The sequence below is a fragment of the Campylobacter concisus genome (genome assembly GCF_003048675.2).
Classification (GTDB): Bacteria; Campylobacterota; Campylobacteria; order Campylobacterales; family Campylobacteraceae; genus Campylobacter_A; species Campylobacter_A concisus_F.
Genome location: NZ_CP060707.1, coordinates 1,705,187 through 1,723,957, shown reverse-complemented (window position 1 = coordinate 1,723,957; position 18,771 = coordinate 1,705,187). Strand labels below are relative to the sequence as shown.

At 41.4% G+C, this 18,771-nt stretch carries 15 protein-coding genes and 1 pseudogene; 10 read left to right on the top strand and 6 right to left on the bottom strand.

The annotated features are described in order from the left end of the window. Positions 1-23: 23 nt before the first annotated feature. A complete protein-coding gene (locus tag CVT00_RS08600) occupies positions 24-1,184 on the bottom strand; it encodes an NAD(P)/FAD-dependent oxidoreductase (protein WP_107914825.1) in 1,161 nt (386 codons plus the stop codon). Next, complete coding sequence (locus tag CVT00_RS08595) at positions 1,181-2,482, bottom strand: MFS transporter (RefSeq protein ID WP_107914823.1); 1,302 nt, start codon at positions 2,480-2,482, stop codon at positions 1,181-1,183. The genes CVT00_RS08600 and CVT00_RS08595 overlap by 4 nt, the downstream gene beginning before the upstream one ends. A gap of 112 nt (positions 2,483-2,594) precedes the next feature. Between CVT00_RS08595 and CVT00_RS08590 the strand changes: the two genes are divergently transcribed. After that, positions 2,595-3,236 (top strand): non-canonical purine NTP pyrophosphatase, encoded by a 642-nt coding sequence (locus tag CVT00_RS08590; protein WP_107914821.1) that lies wholly within the window; start codon positions 2,595-2,597, stop codon positions 3,234-3,236. Here the strand turns inward: CVT00_RS08590 and CVT00_RS08585 are convergent. Next, positions 3,229-3,951, bottom strand: coding sequence for a tetratricopeptide repeat protein (locus CVT00_RS08585; RefSeq protein WP_107914819.1), 723 nt, complete (start codon positions 3,949-3,951; stop codon positions 3,229-3,231). The genes CVT00_RS08590 and CVT00_RS08585 overlap by 8 nt on opposite strands. A gap of 93 nt (positions 3,952-4,044) precedes the next feature. Between CVT00_RS08585 and CVT00_RS08580 the strand changes: the two genes are divergently transcribed. Together CVT00_RS08580 and rmuC are read left to right on the top strand one after the other, a co-directional pair. After that, positions 4,045-5,256 (top strand): saccharopine dehydrogenase family protein, encoded by a 1,212-nt coding sequence (locus tag CVT00_RS08580; RefSeq protein ID WP_107914817.1) that lies wholly within the window; start codon positions 4,045-4,047, stop codon positions 5,254-5,256. Between the two features lie 575 nt (positions 5,257-5,831). Continuing rightward, the gene (gene rmuC, locus CVT00_RS08575; RefSeq protein ID WP_107914815.1) at positions 5,832-7,364 is read left to right on the top strand and encodes a DNA recombination protein RmuC; all 1,533 of its coding nucleotides are present in this window, start codon (positions 5,832-5,834) and stop codon (positions 7,362-7,364) included. A 17-nt stretch (positions 7,365-7,381) separates the two neighbouring features. Here the strand turns inward: rmuC and CVT00_RS08570 are convergent, their stop codons facing one another. The 3 genes from CVT00_RS08570 to CVT00_RS08560 form a co-directional block, all read right to left on the bottom strand. Beyond that, a complete protein-coding gene (locus CVT00_RS08570) occupies positions 7,382-8,014 on the bottom strand; it encodes a DUF6803 family protein (protein ID WP_072593896.1) in 633 nt (210 codons plus the stop codon). Between the two features lie 129 nt (positions 8,015-8,143). Then, entirely contained in the window at positions 8,144-8,857 is a 714-nt protein-coding gene (locus CVT00_RS08565; RefSeq protein WP_107914813.1) for a TorD/DmsD family molecular chaperone, read from the bottom strand. After that, a complete protein-coding gene (locus tag CVT00_RS08560; RefSeq protein WP_107914811.1) occupies positions 8,850-10,523 on the bottom strand; it encodes a 4Fe-4S binding protein in 1,674 nt (557 codons plus the stop codon). The genes CVT00_RS08565 and CVT00_RS08560 overlap by 8 nt, the downstream gene beginning before the upstream one ends. Before the next feature lie 154 nt (positions 10,524-10,677). On the opposite strand from CVT00_RS08560, the gene selA reads away from it, so the two are divergent. The 7 genes and pseudogenes from selA to fdh3B all read left to right on the top strand — a co-directional run bounded on the left by selA (position 10,678) and on the right by fdh3B (position 18,626). Next, a complete protein-coding gene (selA, locus tag CVT00_RS08555) occupies positions 10,678-12,003 on the top strand; it encodes an L-seryl-tRNA(Sec) selenium transferase (RefSeq protein WP_107914809.1) in 1,326 nt (441 codons plus the stop codon). Then, the gene (gene selB / locus CVT00_RS08550; RefSeq protein WP_107914807.1) at positions 12,000-13,820 is read left to right on the top strand and encodes a selenocysteine-specific translation elongation factor; all 1,821 of its coding nucleotides are present in this window, start codon (positions 12,000-12,002) and stop codon (positions 13,818-13,820) included. The genes selA and selB overlap by 4 nt, the downstream gene beginning before the upstream one ends. A gap of 53 nt (positions 13,821-13,873) precedes the next feature. Beyond that, positions 13,874-14,581, top strand: coding sequence for a thioredoxin domain-containing protein (locus CVT00_RS08545; RefSeq protein ID WP_103633292.1), 708 nt, complete (start codon positions 13,874-13,876; stop codon positions 14,579-14,581). A 280-nt stretch (positions 14,582-14,861) separates the two neighbouring features. Then, on the top strand, positions 14,862-15,068 hold the full coding sequence (locus tag CVT00_RS08540) for a twin-arginine translocation signal domain-containing protein (protein ID WP_009294906.1): 207 nt from the start codon (positions 14,862-14,864) through the stop codon (positions 15,066-15,068). Positions 15,069-15,079: 11 nt separating this feature from the next. Further along, positions 15,080-15,340 (top strand): annotated as a pseudogene (locus CVT00_RS10320) (hypothetical protein); the annotation flags it as partial. Next, positions 15,323-18,055 carry a formate dehydrogenase subunit alpha gene (locus CVT00_RS08530; protein ID WP_430516364.1) on the top strand — a complete coding sequence of 911 codons (2,733 nt, stop codon included), beginning with the start codon at positions 15,323-15,325 and terminating at the stop codon, positions 18,053-18,055. The pseudogene CVT00_RS10320 and the gene CVT00_RS08530, both read left to right, overlap by 18 nt. 10 nt (positions 18,056-18,065) lie before the next feature. After that, on the top strand, positions 18,066-18,626 hold the full coding sequence (gene fdh3B, locus CVT00_RS08525; protein WP_103609447.1) for a formate dehydrogenase FDH3 subunit beta: 561 nt from the start codon (positions 18,066-18,068) through the stop codon (positions 18,624-18,626). Positions 18,627-18,771 lie beyond the last annotated feature (145 nt).

The window sequence follows — 18,771 nt, the reverse complement described above, 5'->3', positions numbered from 1 at the left end:
GTGGCAGTTTTGGCTGCCACTAGCTAAATTTCAATTCTATTTGATTGGTTATTTTTTAAAGCGCTAGCTACCTTTAGAGCACTTGCAAAGGCAAGATGCAAGTTGTATCCACCAAGCATACCAGTGATATCTAAAACTTCTCCTATAAAGTAAAGCCCTTTTACGCTTTTGCACTCTAAATTTTCATCTAAAAAATTAGTTTTTACACCACCTTTTGTAACTTCAGCCCTTTCAAAGCCAAATGTCCCAGCTGGAGCAAATTCGTAAGTAAAAAGCCTTTTTATGATATTTTTTTCATCATCGCTAAATTCATAATAAGCTCTATCTTTTAAACCAAAATTTCTTAAAAACTCCAGCACAAATCTCTTTGGCAATGGCAAAACTGAGCTAAGCTGCTTTTTGCCATTTACTAAATTTTTCTCACTAAATTTAGGCAAAAAATTTATGCAAATTCGACCCTTTTGCCAAAAGAGTGAGGCGTTTAGTATCGCTGGACCACTTATGCCTCTATGCGTAAAAAGCACATCGCCACTAAATTTATGGCTCTCATTTTTGGTATTTATCACTACATCTGCGCTTAGACTAACACCGCTAAGCTCTTTAAACCAAAACTCATCTTTTTGCACGCTAAAGCCAACAAGAGCAGGGGCAGGCATTGAGAGCTCAAGGCCAAATTCGCTAGCTACCTTGTAGCCAATATCGCTTGCACCAAGGGCTTTGTAGCTTAGTCCGCCACTTGCGATGACCAAATTTCTAGCTCTAAATTTCTCATCTTTTGTCAAAATTTCAAAAATTTCATCTACTTTTTTGGCGCCAAGAACCTCTTTGTTATAAAAAATATCTGCATTTTGCCTTTTTAAAAGCAGGCTCAAAACGCTCTTTGCGCCGCTATCACAAAAAAATTGATTTTGCTTTTGCTCGCTAAATTTAAGCTCACTAAAAAATCTCAAAACCTGATCAGGGCTTAGCACTTTTAAAATTTGCTCTATAAATTTCTGCTCGCCAAGGTAGTTTTTAGCGCTTACAAAGCGGTTTGTGATGTTGCATCTGCCACCACCGCTTGCTAAGATCTTTTTGCCAGCGCTGCCGTTTTTCTCTAAAATGGCAACCTTTTTGCCATTTAAATTTGCCCCTAAAAAGAGCCCGCTAGCGCCAGCACCAACGATGACGACGTCGTAGATCAAAACTTCAAGCTCTCTTTTAAAGCCGCCTCGCTTGTTAGGCGGGAGTCAAATTTGACCACTTGATTTTTCTCGTTTTTGTAATAATCCACCACACCTTTTTGGCTGTTTAGAAGCTCTAAATTTAGGCTCGCTTCTGGGCTTAGGTAGATATTTTTAAAGATTCTTGGATCACTAAGGCTAAATAGCAAAACAAGCCAGATCACGCAAAGCACCACGCAGACGATGGCAAGCACTTTAAAGTCAAAGGTGTGCATGATGTATCCGCCAAACGCGCCCCCAACGAAGCTTCCAAAGTAGCCAAATGAGTTAAAGATGCCAAGAGCGGTGCCTTTTTGTGAGGATTTTACAAATTTCGTAGCGGTTGATTGCATGATGGGCTCGTGAAGGTTGAAGCCTATAAAAAATATCGCGATGCCAACCACAAAGATAAATTTCGTAAAGCTAAAGGCAAAAATGGCATAGGTTAGGGCAAAAAGCAGCGTGCCGGCTATCAAGATGACCTTGCTAAGCCCCTTGCCATCGCCCAAAGCGCCAGCTAACCCCATAGCTAAAAAGCCAAGCACAGCGCCAAGCGTATAGACCTTGTAAAGCTCGCTGCTCTCATAGCCATACTCTTTTACTAAAACGATCGGGATCACTAAAAATGCGATGCTTGTGAGCATCTTTTGCATGAAAGAGGTGAAATTTATGATCATGTAGTCTTTTTGTAAAAATAGCTTGCCAAATGGCACCTTTTCGGCCTTTGCGCTCACTTTTATCTCTTTTGGCACGACGGTGTAGAGTAGCACGACGCAAAGCAAGCTAAGAGCGGCACTTAGATAAAAGAGGCTTGAAAGCCCGTAGTCCTTGGCAAGAAGCGGTCCAAGCACCATCGAAAGCGTAAAACTAAGCCCTATAAAAGCGCCCATGATCGCCATGGCTTTTGAGCGGTTTTCTTCTGTTACAAAGTCGCTTATCATCGCTGTTGCCACAGCTCCCACGGCTCCTACACCTTGTAAAAATCTACCAAAAAGCATCGTGTAAATTTCACTTGCCAGCGCGCAGACGATAGAGCCAGCCACAAATATCAAAAGGCCGATGGTTAGCGCTTTTTTGCGGCCGATCTTGTCTGAAAGAGCGCCAAAAGGCACTTGAAATATCATCTGTGAGATCGCATAGACGCCTACTATTAGCCCGACTAAAAACTCATTTGCGCCGCTTAAATTTAGTGCATAAAGGCTAAGCACCGGTAAGACTATGAAAAGTCCAAAAAATCTGCTAGCTACGATAAAAGATAGTGGCAAAACGCTTTTTAACATAAATTTTCCCTTGTTTTTAAAAGGACTAAGTTTATCATTTTAACACTAATTTAAATTTAAAAATTTAATCTACTTTTTTGTAAAATACGCCCAAAAATCAAGGAGTTTTTCGATGAAAATCGTGCTTGCGACATCAAATTTAGACAAAGTAAAAGAGATAAAAGAGTTTTTAAAAGGCTATGAAATTTACGCACTAAGCGAGGTTGTGAAGCCATTTGAGATCGTTGAAGATGGTAGCAGCTTTCAAGCAAATGCACTCATAAAGTCAAAAGCAGTTTTTGCAAAGCTTAAAGAGCAGGGGCTTGAGGACGAATTTGTCTCACTTAGCGATGATAGCGGCATCAGCGTTGATGCACTTGGTGGTGAGCCAGGGATCTACTCAGCGCGCTACTTTGACCTTGATGAAAATGGCAAAGTGTGCGGCAAAAACGCAAATGACGCAAACAATAGAGCAAAGCTAATTAGCAAGCTAAAGGCGTTAAATTTAAAGAGCTCACCAGCTCACTACACCGCCTGTATCGCTATCAGCTCAAAATTTGGCGACTACACGGCGCATGGCTTTATGTATGGCGAGGCGATAGATGAGGAGCGCGGCACAAACGGCTTTGGCTACGACGCACTCTTTATCCCAGATGGCTTTACAAAGACGCTTGGCGAGCTAGATAACGAGACAAAGCTCAAAATTTCTCACCGCTCAAAGGGGCTTGAACTTGCAAATTTCGTATTAAAGAGCCTAAAGAAAAACTTTAGTTAAGCTCCTTTAGCCCCTTGCTGGCTCGCTCCAAAAGACCCAGCGTACGAGGGTTTTGCTCCTTGCCTTTTAAAATTTCAAATACTTCTTTGTAGTTTTTGGCAGCTTCGTCCTTTTGCTCAAGTTTTACTAGGTCGTTAGCGACTTCTATTAACAGCTCTGATCGCACAAGCTCGTTGCCACTTAACTCTGGTGTGATATCAAGCAAATTTAACGCTAAAATGTGCTTGTCGTAGGCATTTGCAAAGTCATTTTTCATGTAGTAGGCGTTACCGATGGACTTTATGCAAAGCAGCCTGTCGCGCATTGGGGTATTTGGCGTGACGTCATAAATTTTTTGAGCTTCTTGAAAATTAGCAAGCGCTTCGTCATATTTGCCTAGCGCCTTTTTTGCTGCGCCTATGTTTTGATAAGAGCGTGCTAGCAGTAGTTTGTCACTAACGTTTGCCGCGAGTTCTATGGATCTTTGTGAGAGCCCTAACGCCTTTTGTGGCTCTTTATTTACTAGGCAAATGCTGGCGCCATTTATGAGCGAAGTGATCGCCTGCTCGGTGTTGCCCTCTTTTAAGCAGACATCAGTCGCTTGCTCGGCTAAATTTATAGCGCGAGCTAAATTTCTATCGTTTTTATAAAACTCATTTACGCTCTCTTGCACCAGCTTGTCGCAGCTACTTGCAAAGAGGCAAATAGGCGCTAAAAATGGCAAAATTTTCTTCATCTTTTTACCTTTAAAATTTGGCTCATTTTACCTTTTGAAGCTAGAAATTTATATTAACTTTGCTAAAATCACTAAAATTTTAAGGAGCCAAAAATGTCAAATATCTTAATCATCGGAGCAGGTGGCGTTAGCCAAGTCGCAACCGTAAAATGTGCGATGAACTCGGACGTTTTTACAAATATCACCCTAGCAAGCCGCACAAAAAGCAAGTGCGACGCGATCGCTAAATTTATAAAAGATCGCCTTGGCGTGCAGATAAACACCGCGCAGATCGACGCTGACGACACAGCGGCCGTAGTGGAGCTCATCAAACAAACAAAGGCCGATCTGCTACTAAATGTCGCGCTGCCGTATCAAGACCTAACCCTTATGGACGCTTGCGTAAAGGCTGGCATACCTTACATCGACACTGCAAACTACGAGCACCCAGACACCGCAAAATTTGAATACAAGCTTCAGTGGGCGAAGGACGCCGACTTCAAAAACGCTGGCACCATGGCGCTTCTTGGCTCTGGCTTTGACCCAGGAGTGACAAACGTATTTTGCGCCTATGCACAGCAAAATTTATTTGACGAGATCCACGAGATCGACATCCTAGACTGCAACGCTGGCGATCACGGATATCCATTTGCGACAAATTTCAACCCAGAGATAAATTTACGCGAAGTTAGCGCAAATGGCCGCTACTGGGAGGCTGGCAAGTGGATCGAGACAAAGCCGATGGAGATAATGTTTAAGTGGGACTACCCAAAAGTAGGCGTAAAAGATAGCTATCTACTCTATCACGAGGAGCTAGAGAGCTTAGTTAAAAACATCAAAGGGCTAAAGAGAATTCGCTTTTTCATGACCTTTGGACAAAGCTACCTAACTCACATGAAGTGCCTAGAAAACGTGGGAATGCTGCGCATAGACGAGGTCGAGCATAACGGCATGAAAATCGTGCCGATCCAGTTTTTAAAGACCCTGCTGCCCGACCCTGCAAGCCTTGGTCCTCGTACAAAAGGCAAAACAAACATCGGCTGCGTGATACGTGGGCTAAAAGATGGCAAAGAGCGCCAAGTCTATATCTACAACGTCTGCGACCACGAGGCTTGCTACGCTGAGACCGGCGCACAGGCTGTTAGCTACACCACGGGCGTGCCAGCGATGATCGGCTCGCTAATGGTCGCAAAAGGCATCTGGAGTGGCAAAGGCGTCTTTAATATGGAGAATTTTGACGCAAAACCTTTCATGGACGAGCTAAATAAGCAGGGTTTGCCGTGGGAGATGATAGAAATGAAACCCGGCGAAAGATACGAAGTTTAAATTTAGATTTGTCTCGTGAGTGTATTTTGCAGAGCTTGAAATTTTCACCCTTCGACAGACTATTTGTCTAGTCTTGGGATGAAAATTTCTTCGCAACCCCAAAATTCATCTCACGATACTTCGTTAAAGACTTTGTGGTATTTAAATTTTTAATAACACGCTCCGCTTAAAAATCGAATTTCGCCTCGTCTAAGCGAAAAATCCTACACCTAAATTTATTAAATTTAATACCTTGAAAAACTATCTGTTTAGTCTTGGGATAAAAATTCCTTCGCTTCTGCTAGCAGTTGCGACCCTTGGGGATGCAAAGCCCAAAATCCATCTCACGATACTTCATCAGAGACTTTGTGGCATTTAAATTTAACAATACGCTCCGCTTAAAAATTGAATTTCGCCTTGTCTAAGCGAAAAATACTTCGCCTAAATTTATTAAATTTTTAACCTTGCTTTACTGCGCGACTGGACATATTTGTAGAGTAAAATTTACCTCTCCTATTTTGTCACGAACTATCCCTTTCACAACTCTTTTACAAATTTTCAAATATAATAAAGCCAAAATTTAAAAGGAAATTTTAGTGCTAACGATAGAAAATTTATATATTTTGGTGGCAGCTCTTGCGCTTATTTGCGTGATGCTAACAGCTTTTTTGATAAGTGCAAATTTGAAAAATGCAAAGCAAAGAGAAGCTTTAGAAAATTTACAAGATGAGCTAAAAGATAGTGAGCGGCTAAATATCGAGCAAAGAGCAAAGCTTGAAGCAAGTAGTGACAAGATAGATGAGCTAGCTAAAAATTTAGACGAGTATAAAATTTCACTCAGACAAAAAGATGAAAAAGAGGACGAGCTAGAGCGTGAGCTAAGGTGCCTAAACGAGGAGCTTGGCAGCCAGACAAAGATGGCTGAGATGGCAAAAACGCTATCTTTAAATTTGCAAAACGAGCTTGACACAAAAGAGGACGAGCTAAAAAGATCAAACGAGAGTGAAAACGAGCTAAAACGCGCTATCGTCGCACTAAAAAGCGATATCGAGGCAAAAGAAAATATCTTAAGATCGCAAGAAGAGAATTTAAAAAAGGTAAAAAACGAGCTAAATTTAGAGTTTGCAAACCTTGCAAATAAGATATTTGAAGAAAAAAGCGCAAATTTCTCAAAAAACAGCAAAGAGTCGCTTGAGCTCTTGCTAACGCCACTTGGGGAGAAGATAACAAGCTTTGAAAAGAGGGTAAATGACGCCCACAGCGACTCGCAAAAGAGCGCAGGCGAGCTTAGCGCGCAGTTAAAAGAGGTGGTCGAGCTTGGCAAAAATATGTCAAAAGAGGCAAACTCGCTAAGCACGGCACTAAAAGGCAGCAACAAGGTCCTTGGTAACTGGGGCGAGATGCAGCTTGAGCGCACACTTGAGGCTGCTGGACTAGAAAAGGGCACGCACTACGTGACGCAAGAGAGTTTTGACATAAGCGGCAAAAAGCTCATACCTGACTTTGTCATAAATTTCCCAGACGACAAACAGATGATAATAGACAGCAAAGTCTCACTCCATGCCTACGAAAAGGCGGTTGCGGCGGCTGACCCGGCGCAGAGCAAACTAGCCCTTGGCGAGCACATCGCCTCAATAAAAAAGCACATCGACGAGCTAGCTAAAAAAGACTACTCATTGCTTGTGAAAAGCCCTGATTTTGTGCTGATGTTTGTGCCAGTTGAGCCGGCATTTTTGGAGGCTTTGAAATTTGATCCAAATTTGTTTAACTACGGCTATGAGAAAAAAGTGGTGCTGGTCTCGCACACGACGCTCATGCCGCTACTTCGTGTGGTGGCAAATTTATGGCGTATGGAAAATGGCAACAAAGAGGCAAAAGAGATATTAAAGAGTGCAAATGAAATTTATGAGAAATTTTGCACCGTCGCTGAGAAGCTAAATAGGCTTGGAAACTCGGTGAGATCGATAAATGATAACTTCAACGAGGTCGTTAAAAGCGTGAGCGGACAAGGTGGGCTTGATAGCAGGCTGGAGAAATTTAAAAGGATCGCTATAAATCCCAAAGATACGCAGATAAAAGAGCTTGAGGCAAGACCTAGAGAGATCTTGCTAGCTAGCTCTAAAGAGTAAATTTGGAGCTTTTAAATTTAGTGATGCATGTGCATATTAGTTGAGTTATCATCACTCATATTTTGCATCATCATATTCATATGCATCTCACCCATATTTTGCATCATCTTATGGTGATCGTGCATTGGCATATCTGCTGGCATGTTCATTGGCATATTCATATGCATACCCATCTCACCGTTTTCAGCCTTGTAGCCAGTTATGGTAGGATCAACCATGCCAAATATCATTGCGACGTGTGCGACGATCAAGGCAAATATGAGTAGGAAAAAGTGAAGCTTTAGCTTTGCCTTTTCGCTTGCGTTTTTGTAGATCAAATTTAGCTCTAAAAGCGCGATGCCAAGAAGTGGTATGACGCTGATGAGATATGAGTAGACAGCGATGACATCGGCATATCCACGCCATTTTATACTTGGATAAATTTTTGCCATAAAATAGATCACAAGAGCTGTAAAATAGACCCCAAGCACTATGCCAGCAAATTTGCCAACAGCCTTATAGCCAGCATTTTTACCGCTATCCATGTGATACATAGTGAGAAACTCCATCGCCACTAAAAGCTCCGTAAGCCCCACAGGTATCACCATGAAGAGAATTAGATTGTAAGGTTGATTGAGCGATAAAAGCTCCATATAGTGTGTCATTACCATTGTAAATCCTTTGTAAAAAATTTAAAGAAGCTTACTACCAAATTGCTAATAATCATAAAATATCAAGATAACAAATTGAAGCGGATGTTAAATTTACTCCTAGCTCGAGTAAGAGCAAATTTAACCATTTTAGTCTTTAAACTCGTGTGAGATGACTGGGGAGAATTCCTCCCAGTGAAGCTTAGTTTTAAAAGTTGGCATCTTGCTTTGATAAGGCTCTTTTTTAAGCGCAGCAACCGCAACGCTATCGCCTTGTGGCTTGGCTGGTGCTTCTAGGTTTAAAACGGCTCTTTCAAGCTCGATGAAGTCTTTTAAAATGATCGCATATGAGCGGAAGAAATTTGCATTTTTATGAGCCAAAAGTAGCGAGCCAAACTCATCTATAAATAAATTTAAAGTCTCGCCAAAGAGCTTGTCGCTGATATTTTTTGCGCCGTTAAATTCGTCATTTAAAAATGTTGCCATCGCCAAAAATATAAAGCCGACATAGTCCTCGCTATCCTTGCAAAGCTCCTTATCACGCCTATATGGGCTAAGCTTTAGGCAGTGTATCACCCTAAGTCTAGCCGCGCCGTTATCTCTACCCTCTTCATAAAATGAGGCGCTTAAAGGGATATTTGTAAAGCCAAAAAGAACGTCATTTTGCTCGCTTGTAAGCTCATCAAAGCTAAATTTATCTAAATTTGCAAACGCCTTTGCGCTTTGCTCGCTCAAAGGATTTTGCGCTAGGTAGCTAAGCTGCTCTTTCCATCTCGCAAACCCCTCATCGCTCGTGTGAAAAAAGAGTGGATATGCTAAAAATTCGTAAAAATATGACCTTGCTTTTATGATGTTTTTATCCATTTAATAAATCCTCTTTCATCGCGTTTAGCTGGGCTTGCACCATGATCTTTGCCTTGCAGTCAGCGCAGCAGTAAAGCGACTTGATCTTGGCTCTGTCGTTGCCAAAACGTGGTTGCATGATCGATGCGATCTTCTCGACCGCTTTTTTGGTCGCAAACTCTTTTCCACACTCCACGCAGGCAAATAGCTCGTCATGCGCAAGCTCGCTATAAACGAAAAACTCAGGCTTAAGAGCGATCTTGCCGACCTCAAGTGAGATGGTGTTTTTCTCAGCGCAGCTTAGCTCGCAGTAGCCGCAGGCGGTGCAAACGCTTGGGTTAAATAAAATAGAATTTGTCTTCTTGTCAGCCACCAAAGCACTTACGTTACAAGCTCCAACACAGCTAAGGCAGAGCGTACAGGTATCAGCATTTATCGTGACTTCGCCATATCTTATCATCTCGCCGCTTTTTACGACGCCAAGATCGCTCTCTCCTACGATAAACTCAAGCCTTTTGGCAAAAATTTCTCTCTTTGGCAGCGCGTATTCTGTCATTGAATGCTGTGAGCCATCAATTAGTTTAGCCTTTTTTAGCGCATTTTCAAGGCTAGCCTTGTCTTTTGCGTGGTGTATAGCGGTCTCTTTAAATTTAAGCTCATAAATTTGATTTAAGATGCTAATGGCGTCTTTTTCGCCCTTGCCAAGGCTCTTGCTATATAAAATCACACTCGAGCCACTCTCTTGAAGAAGTGTCAAAAAGTGCGTTTGGCTTAAGAAGTGGGCGGCTGAGATGGCAAAAGGTAGGACATTTTCTGGTAGGCTCACATTTAGCTCATCTAGACTCATCTCCTCAGGCACGATAAGAGGGGTCTTGCCTTTGTAAAGCTTTGCCACAGCGGCAAATGAGCTTTGTGGCATTAGTGTGTAGTCGAGCGCGCCACTAGGGCAGACGCTGATGCAGTTTCCGCAGTTTGTGCAATCTATCTGTGAAAAGATGAGGTGCTTTGTCGCGTCCTCTTTTAAGATAGCAACTGTTGGGCAAACTTCGGCGCAACGACCGCAAATTTCAGTCCTGCGCTCGTGATACTGACAGATTGATGAGTCGTATTGGGTAAAGCTTTTGTATCTAAATTTTGGGCTTTTTGCATTTAAAATTTCAACCACTTTTTCATCTTTTAGCCCTGAAATTTCGTAGCAGCCGCTTTGTTTTAGCATATAGTCCCTTGCGTTTTCAACCAAGAAAAAGTCGCAATCAACCTCAAATTCGTCATTTGCTCTAAGCACCAAAACGCTTAGCTCGCCAGCTGCGCCGTATATAAATTTGACTTCAAAATGCGTAAGCTCTATCACTTTGTAGCCATTTTCTTTTAGTAAATTTGCTAGCTCTGCTCGGCCTGAGTTGCTAACAATGACGACATTTTTGCCGACCTCTTTTTCGTAATCCACATCCTTTGCCATATCAAAGGCGCTCGCTCTTGCCTCGTAGAGTAAAAGGGTATTTTTGGCTTTTTCTAAGACGCTTGCGGTGGTATTTTTAAGGTAGAAATTTATCTCAGGTGCGATGATGTTTGCTTTTAGCTTTGGAGAGTTTGAGACTAGATAGTCGCCATTTTCGTTGTTGATCTCTATCTGCTCGTTTAGCATCAAAGCATCGTCAAAATCGTTATAAAAGCCAAATTCTTTCATTGTTTCTCCTATTATCAAAAACGGGCTTATTCTAATATTAATGGGATTAATAGACTCTGAAATTTATATCCTCTTTTTTTGCTCTAAGTTTTAATTTATAATATTTTTATGTTAAAATCACGCCTTGGTAAAACTAACTTACTAGGAGCGCAAATTGAACGATTTAAGAAATATCCCACAAGTTGATAAGATCATAAAAAACGAAGCATTTTCGGGGCTTGACACGAGTTTAGTCACTATGCTTGCAAGGCAAATTTTAGATGAGGTTAGGGCTAAAATTTTAAATGAAAATGCTAGCTTTGAGAGCGAAGAGATAATAAATTTGATCCTAGATGAGTATGATAAATTTAACGAAGCCAGCCTTCAAAGAGTGCTAAATTTAACTGGCGTTGCCATACACACAAATCTTGCTAGAAGCGTTATAGATAAAGAAATTTTAAGCCGAGCAACACCTGTTATCACGGGCTACTCAAACCTAGAGTACAACCTAAAAACAGGCAGCCGCGGCAATAGATATGACTACGTTGGCTCGCTAATAGCAAGAGCCTTTGGTTTTGAGGACGCCATCGTTGTAAATAACAACGCAAGCGCTGTATTTTTGGTGCTAAACACCTTTGCAAAGGGCAGGGAGGTGGTCGTTAGCAGGGGCGAGCTAGTCGAGATCGGCGGTAGTTTTAGAGTGCCAGAGGTGATGGCAAACGCAGGCTGCATCCTAAAAGAGGTCGGCACTACAAACAAAACTAGGCTAAAGGACTACGAAGAGGCGATCAGTGAAGATACGGCGATGCTTGTAAAGGTTCATAGATCAAATTTTGACATCGTGGGCTTTAGCGAAGAGAGCTCGGCAAATGAGCTTAGCGAGCTAGCAAATAGGCGAAATTTGATAGATTATTTCGATCTTGGCAGTGGATTTTACGGAAATTTACCATTTAACTTAGACAAAAACGAGCCAGATCTAAAAAATTTAAAAGATGTTTCGCTAGTTAGCTTTAGCGGTGACAAGCTGCTTGGTGCAGTGCAGTGTGGCATAATAGTCGGCAAAAAAGAGCTCATAGCAAAGCTTAGGAAAAACCAGCTTTTAAGAATGCTTCGCGTCGATAAAGTGATCATCTCGCTTTTGGCTGAGAGCATAAAAGCCTATCTAAACAAAGAATTTGAGCTTATCACAACGCAAAAACTGCTTCACAAAAGCGTAAAAGAGCTTGAAAACTTAGCAAATTTTATAAATAAAAATTTAAAAAATCCACTTGAGATAGTGCGCACACAAACCTTCGTAGGGGGCGGTGCTATGCCAAATAAAAAGTTGCCAAGCGTGGCGCTTGCATTTAGTGGAGAGGCAAATTTAAACGAGCTAAAATTTAGGCAAAAAAAGGTGATCGGACGCATAGAAAATGACAAATTTATGCTAGATCTTAGATCGCTTCTTGATGAGGACGTAGAGACGCTAATAAAAATAATAAATGAAACGGAAGAAAAATGAGTTTAATAATAGGAACAGCAGGGCATATCGACCACGGAAAAACCGCGCTTATAAAGGAGCTAAACGGCTTTGAAGGGGATAATCTTGAGGAGGAGAAAAAGCGTGGCATAACGATTGATCTAAGCTTTTCAAATTTAAGCAAAAATGATGAGAATATCGCATTTATCGACGTGCCAGGGCATGAAAATCTCATAAAAACGATGATAAGTGGCGCATACGGCTTTGATGCGTGCTTGTTTGTGGTGGCGGCAAATGACGGGCTTATGCCTCAAAGCTTGGAGCACCTTGAAATTTTAAATCTCCTTTGTGTGAAATCTATAATCGTAGCGCTTACAAAATGCGATCTCGTAGATGAAGCAACTATAAATTTAAGAAAAAAAGAGATAAGAGATGAAATTTCTAAATTTAAAAACCTGCAAATTTTAGAAATTTTTGCCGTTAGCATAAAGGATAAGGCAAGCATCGATGAGCTTAGAAACTACCTCTTTACGCTAAGAGCCAAAAAGCGCGATGAGGAGGGCGTTTTTAGATACTACATCGATAGGGTGTTTAGCTTAAAAGGTATCGGAAATGTCGTAACTGGCACTGTGATAGAAGGAAGCGTTAGTAAAAACGAGAAGCTTTTTAACTACGACGCTGGCAAAGAGGTGCTAGTAAGAAGCGTGCAAAGCCACGATAAATTCGTTGATAGCGCCGGAGTTAGCAGCCGCGTGGCGCTTAATCTAACTGGCATAGAGCTTAGCGAGCTAAAAAAGGGTCAGCTACTTAGCAAAAAGGGCTTTTTTAGGGGATTTAGAGAGGTTGATGCAGTCGTAACTGCTAAAAATCTCATCCACTCTCAAAGCGTAACCTTTTGCGTGGGCGCTAAAAACGTGCCCGCAAAGGTGCTAATCCTTAGCCAAAAAGATGATAGCTACTTTGTGAGCTTTAAATTTCAAAGCGATATGTTTTTGAAATTTGACGAGGCCTTTGTGCTCATCTCAGACGCGCGCGTGATAGGCGGTGGCAGAGTGCTAAACCCAGTGCTTGAGCCACTAAAAAAGGCTGGCAAAATTCTCTTTTTAGCCTCGCTTTTAAGGCGTGACTTTGTTGAGGCATTTTCTATCTTAAAAGAGGCTCACAAAAATGGCTTTGGCATCATCTCTTCTTATCAAAGATTTGGTCTAAACCACGAAGAGGCCGTGGCTATTGCCAAAAAAGTCTCAAATGTCTTTGTCGATGAAAAGGCTTTAAATATCTACGATCTAAGCGCGGTTGAGCGGATAAAATCAGCCATTAAATTTATGATAGAAAAGAATGAATTTGCTGTCTTTTCAGCTCAAAGTATCAGCCTAAAACTTGCTTGGGCTAGCCAAAATTTAGCCCAAAAAGCGCTTGACGAGCTTGAAAGTGCAAATTTGATCGCCAAAGATAGCGGTGTCTATACCAAAAAAGGCGTTGATCTTAGCAAGTTAAAAGTAAGGCTTGAAGAGAAAATTTATGAAATTTTAGAAAGTGGCAAGCTAGCCCCAACGGCGCCATATAATATATATGATGATCTAGAGATAGATAGGGTTAGTGGCGACAATGCCCTTAAAAAACTTACTGCAATGGGTAGGGTCATAAGGCTGGAGCATAACCTTTTTATCACTAGAAATTCACTAAAAATGGCACTTGATAAGCTAAGAGGGATCATAAAAAATCAAGGCTTTGTAAATGTCACAAATGCCAAGGATGCGCTAAATTTAAGTAGAAAATATGTAATCGCCTACCTCGAGCAGCTTGATCTTGAGAGTGACATAATGAAGCAGGGAAATGATAGAGTTTTTCGCGGTTAGTATTCGTTTACAAAAAGCAAATATAATCCGCCAAATTTTTAAAAAGGATAAAAATGAAAAAAGTGATCTTAGCCTCAATCATCGCGGCAACTAGCCTAATGGCAGCAAGCGATAAGCAAATAGAGGACTTCTACTCTCAAATGGTTGATAGCAGCGTAAAAGTAAAGGTAGCTGACCGTCACAAAGTTGCAGGCGACATCGAAGCTGTCGTGGTAAAACTAAGCAAAGATGGCAACTCACAAGATGAGATAGTATTTACAAAAGGCGACTTCATCTTCCCAGACGTGATCGATCTAAAAGAGCAAAAATCATACCTAGCTGAAGTGAAAAAAGAGGTCATCGCAAAGGGAATTTCTAAAATTTATAAAGATGAAGACAAGGCAAACATCATCGTTCTTGGTAGCGACCCTAAAAAGCCAACTATCATAATGTTTTCAGACCCTGAGTGCCCATACTGCAGAGCTGAGCTAGCAAAGATCGAGACAACACTAAAAGATAGCAACGTTGAGATCGTCTTAACTCCAGTGCATGACGTCTCATCACTTCAAAAAAGCTCACTAATCTACAAAGATGCAAAAGCTGCTAAGAGTGACAGCGATAAGGTTAAAATTTTAAGAAAATACTACGCTGAAGACTACAATGTAGATGATAAGAGCGTTAGCAAAGAAGATGTCGCAAAGATCGACAATCTGCGCAAAAAATACTTTGCAGCTGGCGTTAGATCAGTGCCATTTATTGTAAATAAAAGTGATCTAAAATAACATTTTCTAGGGAGCTCTCCCTAGAATTTCTACTATAAATAAATTTTATAAATTTAAAGTATATTTAACTATATTTTTAATAAATACTTAACATTCTTAATTAAACTTTTATATTTACTTTGCTTAACTTAGAAATATGCTAAATTTACATAGTTTAACTTTAGGGCGCTAAAATGCCATAAAATAGGCTATTTGCGATATTTTAGAATTTTAAAATATGCAAATTTTACATATCAATGAACCAAATTTCTCAAAAATTTTTGAGGCATAAGGAGAAAAAATGCAAGGATCAAGAAGAGATTTTCTTAAAAAATCTCTAAAAGTCGGTGCTGCCGGCGGAGTACTCGCAGTCTCAGCCGTAGCAAAAGTGACTAGTGATGACTTGGCTCCTGATGACAATGGCGTTGTCGTAGGCAAGTCTAACAAAAAAGAGGTGCTTTATAAAAAAAGCAAAAACTGGGAAACCTACTATAAAATCGCATACTAAGGGAGAAAACCATGAGTGATGCACGTATAGGAAGACGTTCATTTTTAAAGCTAGCCGCACTAGGTGCTGGCACCACAATGGCTTTTGGACAAAATGATACGATAAGACACGCTAGCGCAGAGGAGATAAAAGATCCTTTCCCTGGCTCAAAAAAGGTTAGAACTATTTGTTCTATATGCTCAGCAGGCTGTGGTATCGAGGCTGAGGTACAAGATGGTGTTTGGGTTCGTCAAGATATGGCGATGTTTCACCCGATATCTCAAGGCTCACACTGCTCAAAAGGTATCGATCAGATCGACCTTACACACAGCAAGCAACGCATCAAATATCCTATGAAAAAGGTTGATGGCAAATGGCAGAGAATTTCATGGGATCAAGCTGTAAATGAGATCGGCGATAAGATGCTTCATATCCGCAAAGAAGATGGTCCTGATAGCGTTATATTCTTAGGATCTGCGAAATTTAACAACGAGCAAGCATATTACTTTAGAAAATTTGCTGCGTTTTGGGGCACAAACAGTAACGACCACGTAGCAAGAATTTGACATAGCGCAACAGTCGCCGGTGTGGCGAATACTTGGGGTTATGGCGCGATGACAAACCACTTTGGAGATATGGCTGCAAATTCAAAATGTATATTTATAATAGGTGCAAACCCAGCTGTGGCAAATCCAGTTGGCGGTATGAAGCACACTTTGCAAGCAAAAGATAGAAACAACGCAAAGGTGATCGTAGCTGATCCAAATTTTACAAAATCAGCCGCTCATGCTGATCTATACCTAAGACAAAGATCGGGCACCGATATAGCACTTGTTTATGGACTTATCCACATCATCTTAAAAAATGGCTGGGAAGATAAAGAATTTATAAAAAATAGAACTTACGGCATCGACGAGATAGCAAAAGAGGCTGAGCACTGGACACCAGAGGTCACATCTGACGTTACAGGCGTGCCAGTTGATAAGCTGATAGAGGCTGCAAATATCCTAGCTCACACAAAACCAGGCACAGTGGTCTGGGCTCTTGGCATCACACAGCACTCAGTTGGTAGCTCAAATACTAGAATTTTACCTATACTTCAACTAATCTTAGGCAACATGGGCAAACCAGGCGGCGGCTGTAACATCATCCGTGGTCACGACAACGTTCAAGGCTCAACCGATATGTGTAACCTCTCAGACAGCTTGCCGATGTATTACGGACTAACTGACGCGGCTTGGAAGTATTACTGCCAAGGCTGGGGCGTTGATTATGACGAGTTTGTAAAACGCTTTGCAGTCTCAACCAAAGAGCCAAAACAAGGCGGCACGCCAGTTAAAAACACTGTTTTTGAAGAGTATTACTACCACGATCCTAAAAACCCAGAGGATAGAAACTGGAGAAATGAAAAAGGCTGGTCACTTTCAAAATGGTGGCAAGGCGTCTTAAAAGAGGAAAATACCTTTAGCAGTGGCGCGTTAAGAGTTCTTTGGGTTCAAGGAACTGGCCTTACATCTATGGCGCACCTAGCTAAAATTCAAGAAGCGGCTTCAAAACTAGATATGATCGTAGTTGCTGAGCCATTTGTAAATGAAATTTCTATCCTTTCAGATAGAAAAGATGGCGTTTATATCTTGCCAGTGGCAACTGCCTTTGAAAACGAAGGTCACCTAAACGCTACAAACCGCTCAGGTCAGTGGAGGACAAAGGTTGTTGATCCACTTTATGAGAGCAAGGGCGATCACGAAGTAATGTTTGCATTTGCTAAGAAATTTGGCTTTTACGATGAATATGTAAAAGGCATGAAGATGGCTGTTGTAGATAGAGAGCTAAAACAAGTTAAAGATGACTTTGTATGGCCAGATGATGCGACAAATGAGATAGCAAGGGTTGGAAATTCTATCGGTTATGGCGGCAGAACTGCTGAGATGTTTAGACGTCACCAAGCAAACTGGGATAAATTTGACCCAGATACGCTAATAGGTCTTGGTGGCGAAGTAAGAGGTGAGTACTACGGCAAGCCATGGCCAGCATGGGATGAAAAACACCCTGGCACACCGATACTTTACGATATGAGCAAGCCTTACGCAGAGGGTGGCTCTGGCTTTAGAAACCGCTTTGGCTTAGAGCATAACGGCGTTAGTCAGCTAGCTAGCGAAGAGGCAACATTAGTTGGCTCAGCCATAAAAGGTGGCTACCCGCAAATCACAAGAGATAACATCGAAAAAGTCCTAGGCATCACTCTAACAGAAGAAGAAAAAGCTAAGATAGGACCTAGCTGGAGCATGGACTACAGCGGTATCATCTTAGAAAAATGCCGTGAAAAAGGGGTCGTGCCATATGGTAACGCAAGAGCTAGAGCTATCGTTTGGGAGTTTCTTGATCCTATCCCAAAACATAGAGAGCCTATCCACTCACCACGCTGGGATCTTGTCCAAAAGTATCCGACATTTGATGATCAAGCTAGAAATTTCCGTGTTTCTACTAAATTTAAGTCAGAGCAACAAGCAAAAGACTGGTCAAAAGAATTCCCTATCGTATTTAGCACGCAACGCGTCGTAAATTTAAGTGGTGCAGGAATGATCGAAAGAACAAGTAAATATCTCTCAGCCATCACACCTGAGATGTTTGCTAACGTCCACCCAGAGCTTGCGCTAAAACATGGCATAAAAGATCGCGATATGATGTGGATCCACAGCCCACAAGGCACGAAGATCAAAGTAAGATGCTACCACAGCTATATGGTAACTCCAGATAGAATTTGTATGCCTTACAACTTCGCTGGCGTTATGCAAGGTGTCGATCTCTCAGCTCGCTACCCAGAGGGCACTAAACCTTACGTTATCGGCGAGAGCTTTAACACAGTTACTAACTACGGATTTGACCCTGTTACTCAAATTTCAGAATTTAACGCAGGTCTTTGCCGCATAGAAAAAGCTGAAGAGAACACCTTTAAAACATCGTTTTATCACGAGTATGGCGAAAGAGACGCCCTAGGTAAAGAGTAAGGAGAGAAAAATGGCAAGAATGAAATTTTTTGTAGATACTAATAGATGTATCAGCTGCTTTGGATGTCAAGTCGCCTGCTCTTCTGCTCACGAGCTTCCAGTTGGAATTTATAGAAGAAAGGTTATCACGCTTCACGATGGTATCGAGGGCAAAGAGGTATCAACTACTATCGCGTGCCAGCACTGCACCGACGCACCTTGCGAGCAAGTTTGTCCGGTTGATTGCTTCTACATTAGAGCTGATGGCATCGTGCTTCACGATAAACACAAGTGCATAGGCTGTGGATACTGCTTATATGCTTGTCCATTTGGTGCGCCGCAGTTCCCTAGAGACGGGGCATTTGGTGTAAAAGGTGTAATGGATAAATGCACTATGTGCGCAGGCGGTCCAGAGCCAACTAACTCACACGAGGAGAGAGAGCTTTACGGTCAAAACAGAATGGCTGAGGGCAAAGTTCCTATGTGTGCGGCTATCTGTTCTACAAACGCACTTTTAGTTGGCGACGCTGCTGAGGTTTCAAATGTATATCGCAAACGCGTTATGCTAAGAAATACAGGACTAAACATATAACACTAAGGAGGGCGCTTGCTCTCCTTTTAAATTTATAAAATTTAAATTATTTTTTATGATTTTTATAATCTAAAATTTCATCAATAATTTTTCTTATCTATTGAAATTATCAAAAATATATAACTTTTTTATCTCGATATGAAAT

What these genes read in the sequence shown, in the direction of transcription:
- CVT00_RS08595 (WP_107914823.1), bottom strand. Translation starts at nt 2,482, where the DNA reads ATGTTAAAAAGCGTTTTGCCACTATCTTTTATCGTAGCTAGCAGATTT.
- CVT00_RS08590 (WP_107914821.1), top strand. Translation starts at nt 2,595, where the DNA reads ATGAAAATCGTGCTTGCGACATCAAATTTAGACAAAGTAAAAGAGATA.
- CVT00_RS08585 (WP_107914819.1), bottom strand. Translation starts at nt 3,951, where the DNA reads ATGAAGAAAATTTTGCCATTTTTAGCGCCTATTTGCCTCTTTGCAAGT.
- CVT00_RS08580 (WP_107914817.1), top strand. Translation starts at nt 4,045, where the DNA reads ATGTCAAATATCTTAATCATCGGAGCAGGTGGCGTTAGCCAAGTCGCA.
- CVT00_RS08570 (WP_072593896.1), bottom strand. Translation starts at nt 8,014, where the DNA reads ATGGTAATGACACACTATATGGAGCTTTTATCGCTCAATCAACCTTAC.
- CVT00_RS08565 (WP_107914813.1), bottom strand. Translation starts at nt 8,857, where the DNA reads ATGGATAAAAACATCATAAAAGCAAGGTCATATTTTTACGAATTTTTA.
- CVT00_RS08560 (WP_107914811.1), bottom strand. Translation starts at nt 10,523, where the DNA reads ATGAAAGAATTTGGCTTTTATAACGATTTTGACGATGCTTTGATGCTA.
- selB (WP_107914807.1), top strand. Translation starts at nt 12,000, where the DNA reads ATGAGTTTAATAATAGGAACAGCAGGGCATATCGACCACGGAAAAACC.
- CVT00_RS08545 (WP_103633292.1), top strand. Translation starts at nt 13,874, where the DNA reads ATGAAAAAAGTGATCTTAGCCTCAATCATCGCGGCAACTAGCCTAATG.
- CVT00_RS08540 (WP_009294906.1), top strand. Translation starts at nt 14,862, where the DNA reads ATGCAAGGATCAAGAAGAGATTTTCTTAAAAAATCTCTAAAAGTCGGT.
- fdh3B (WP_103609447.1), top strand. Translation starts at nt 18,066, where the DNA reads ATGGCAAGAATGAAATTTTTTGTAGATACTAATAGATGTATCAGCTGC.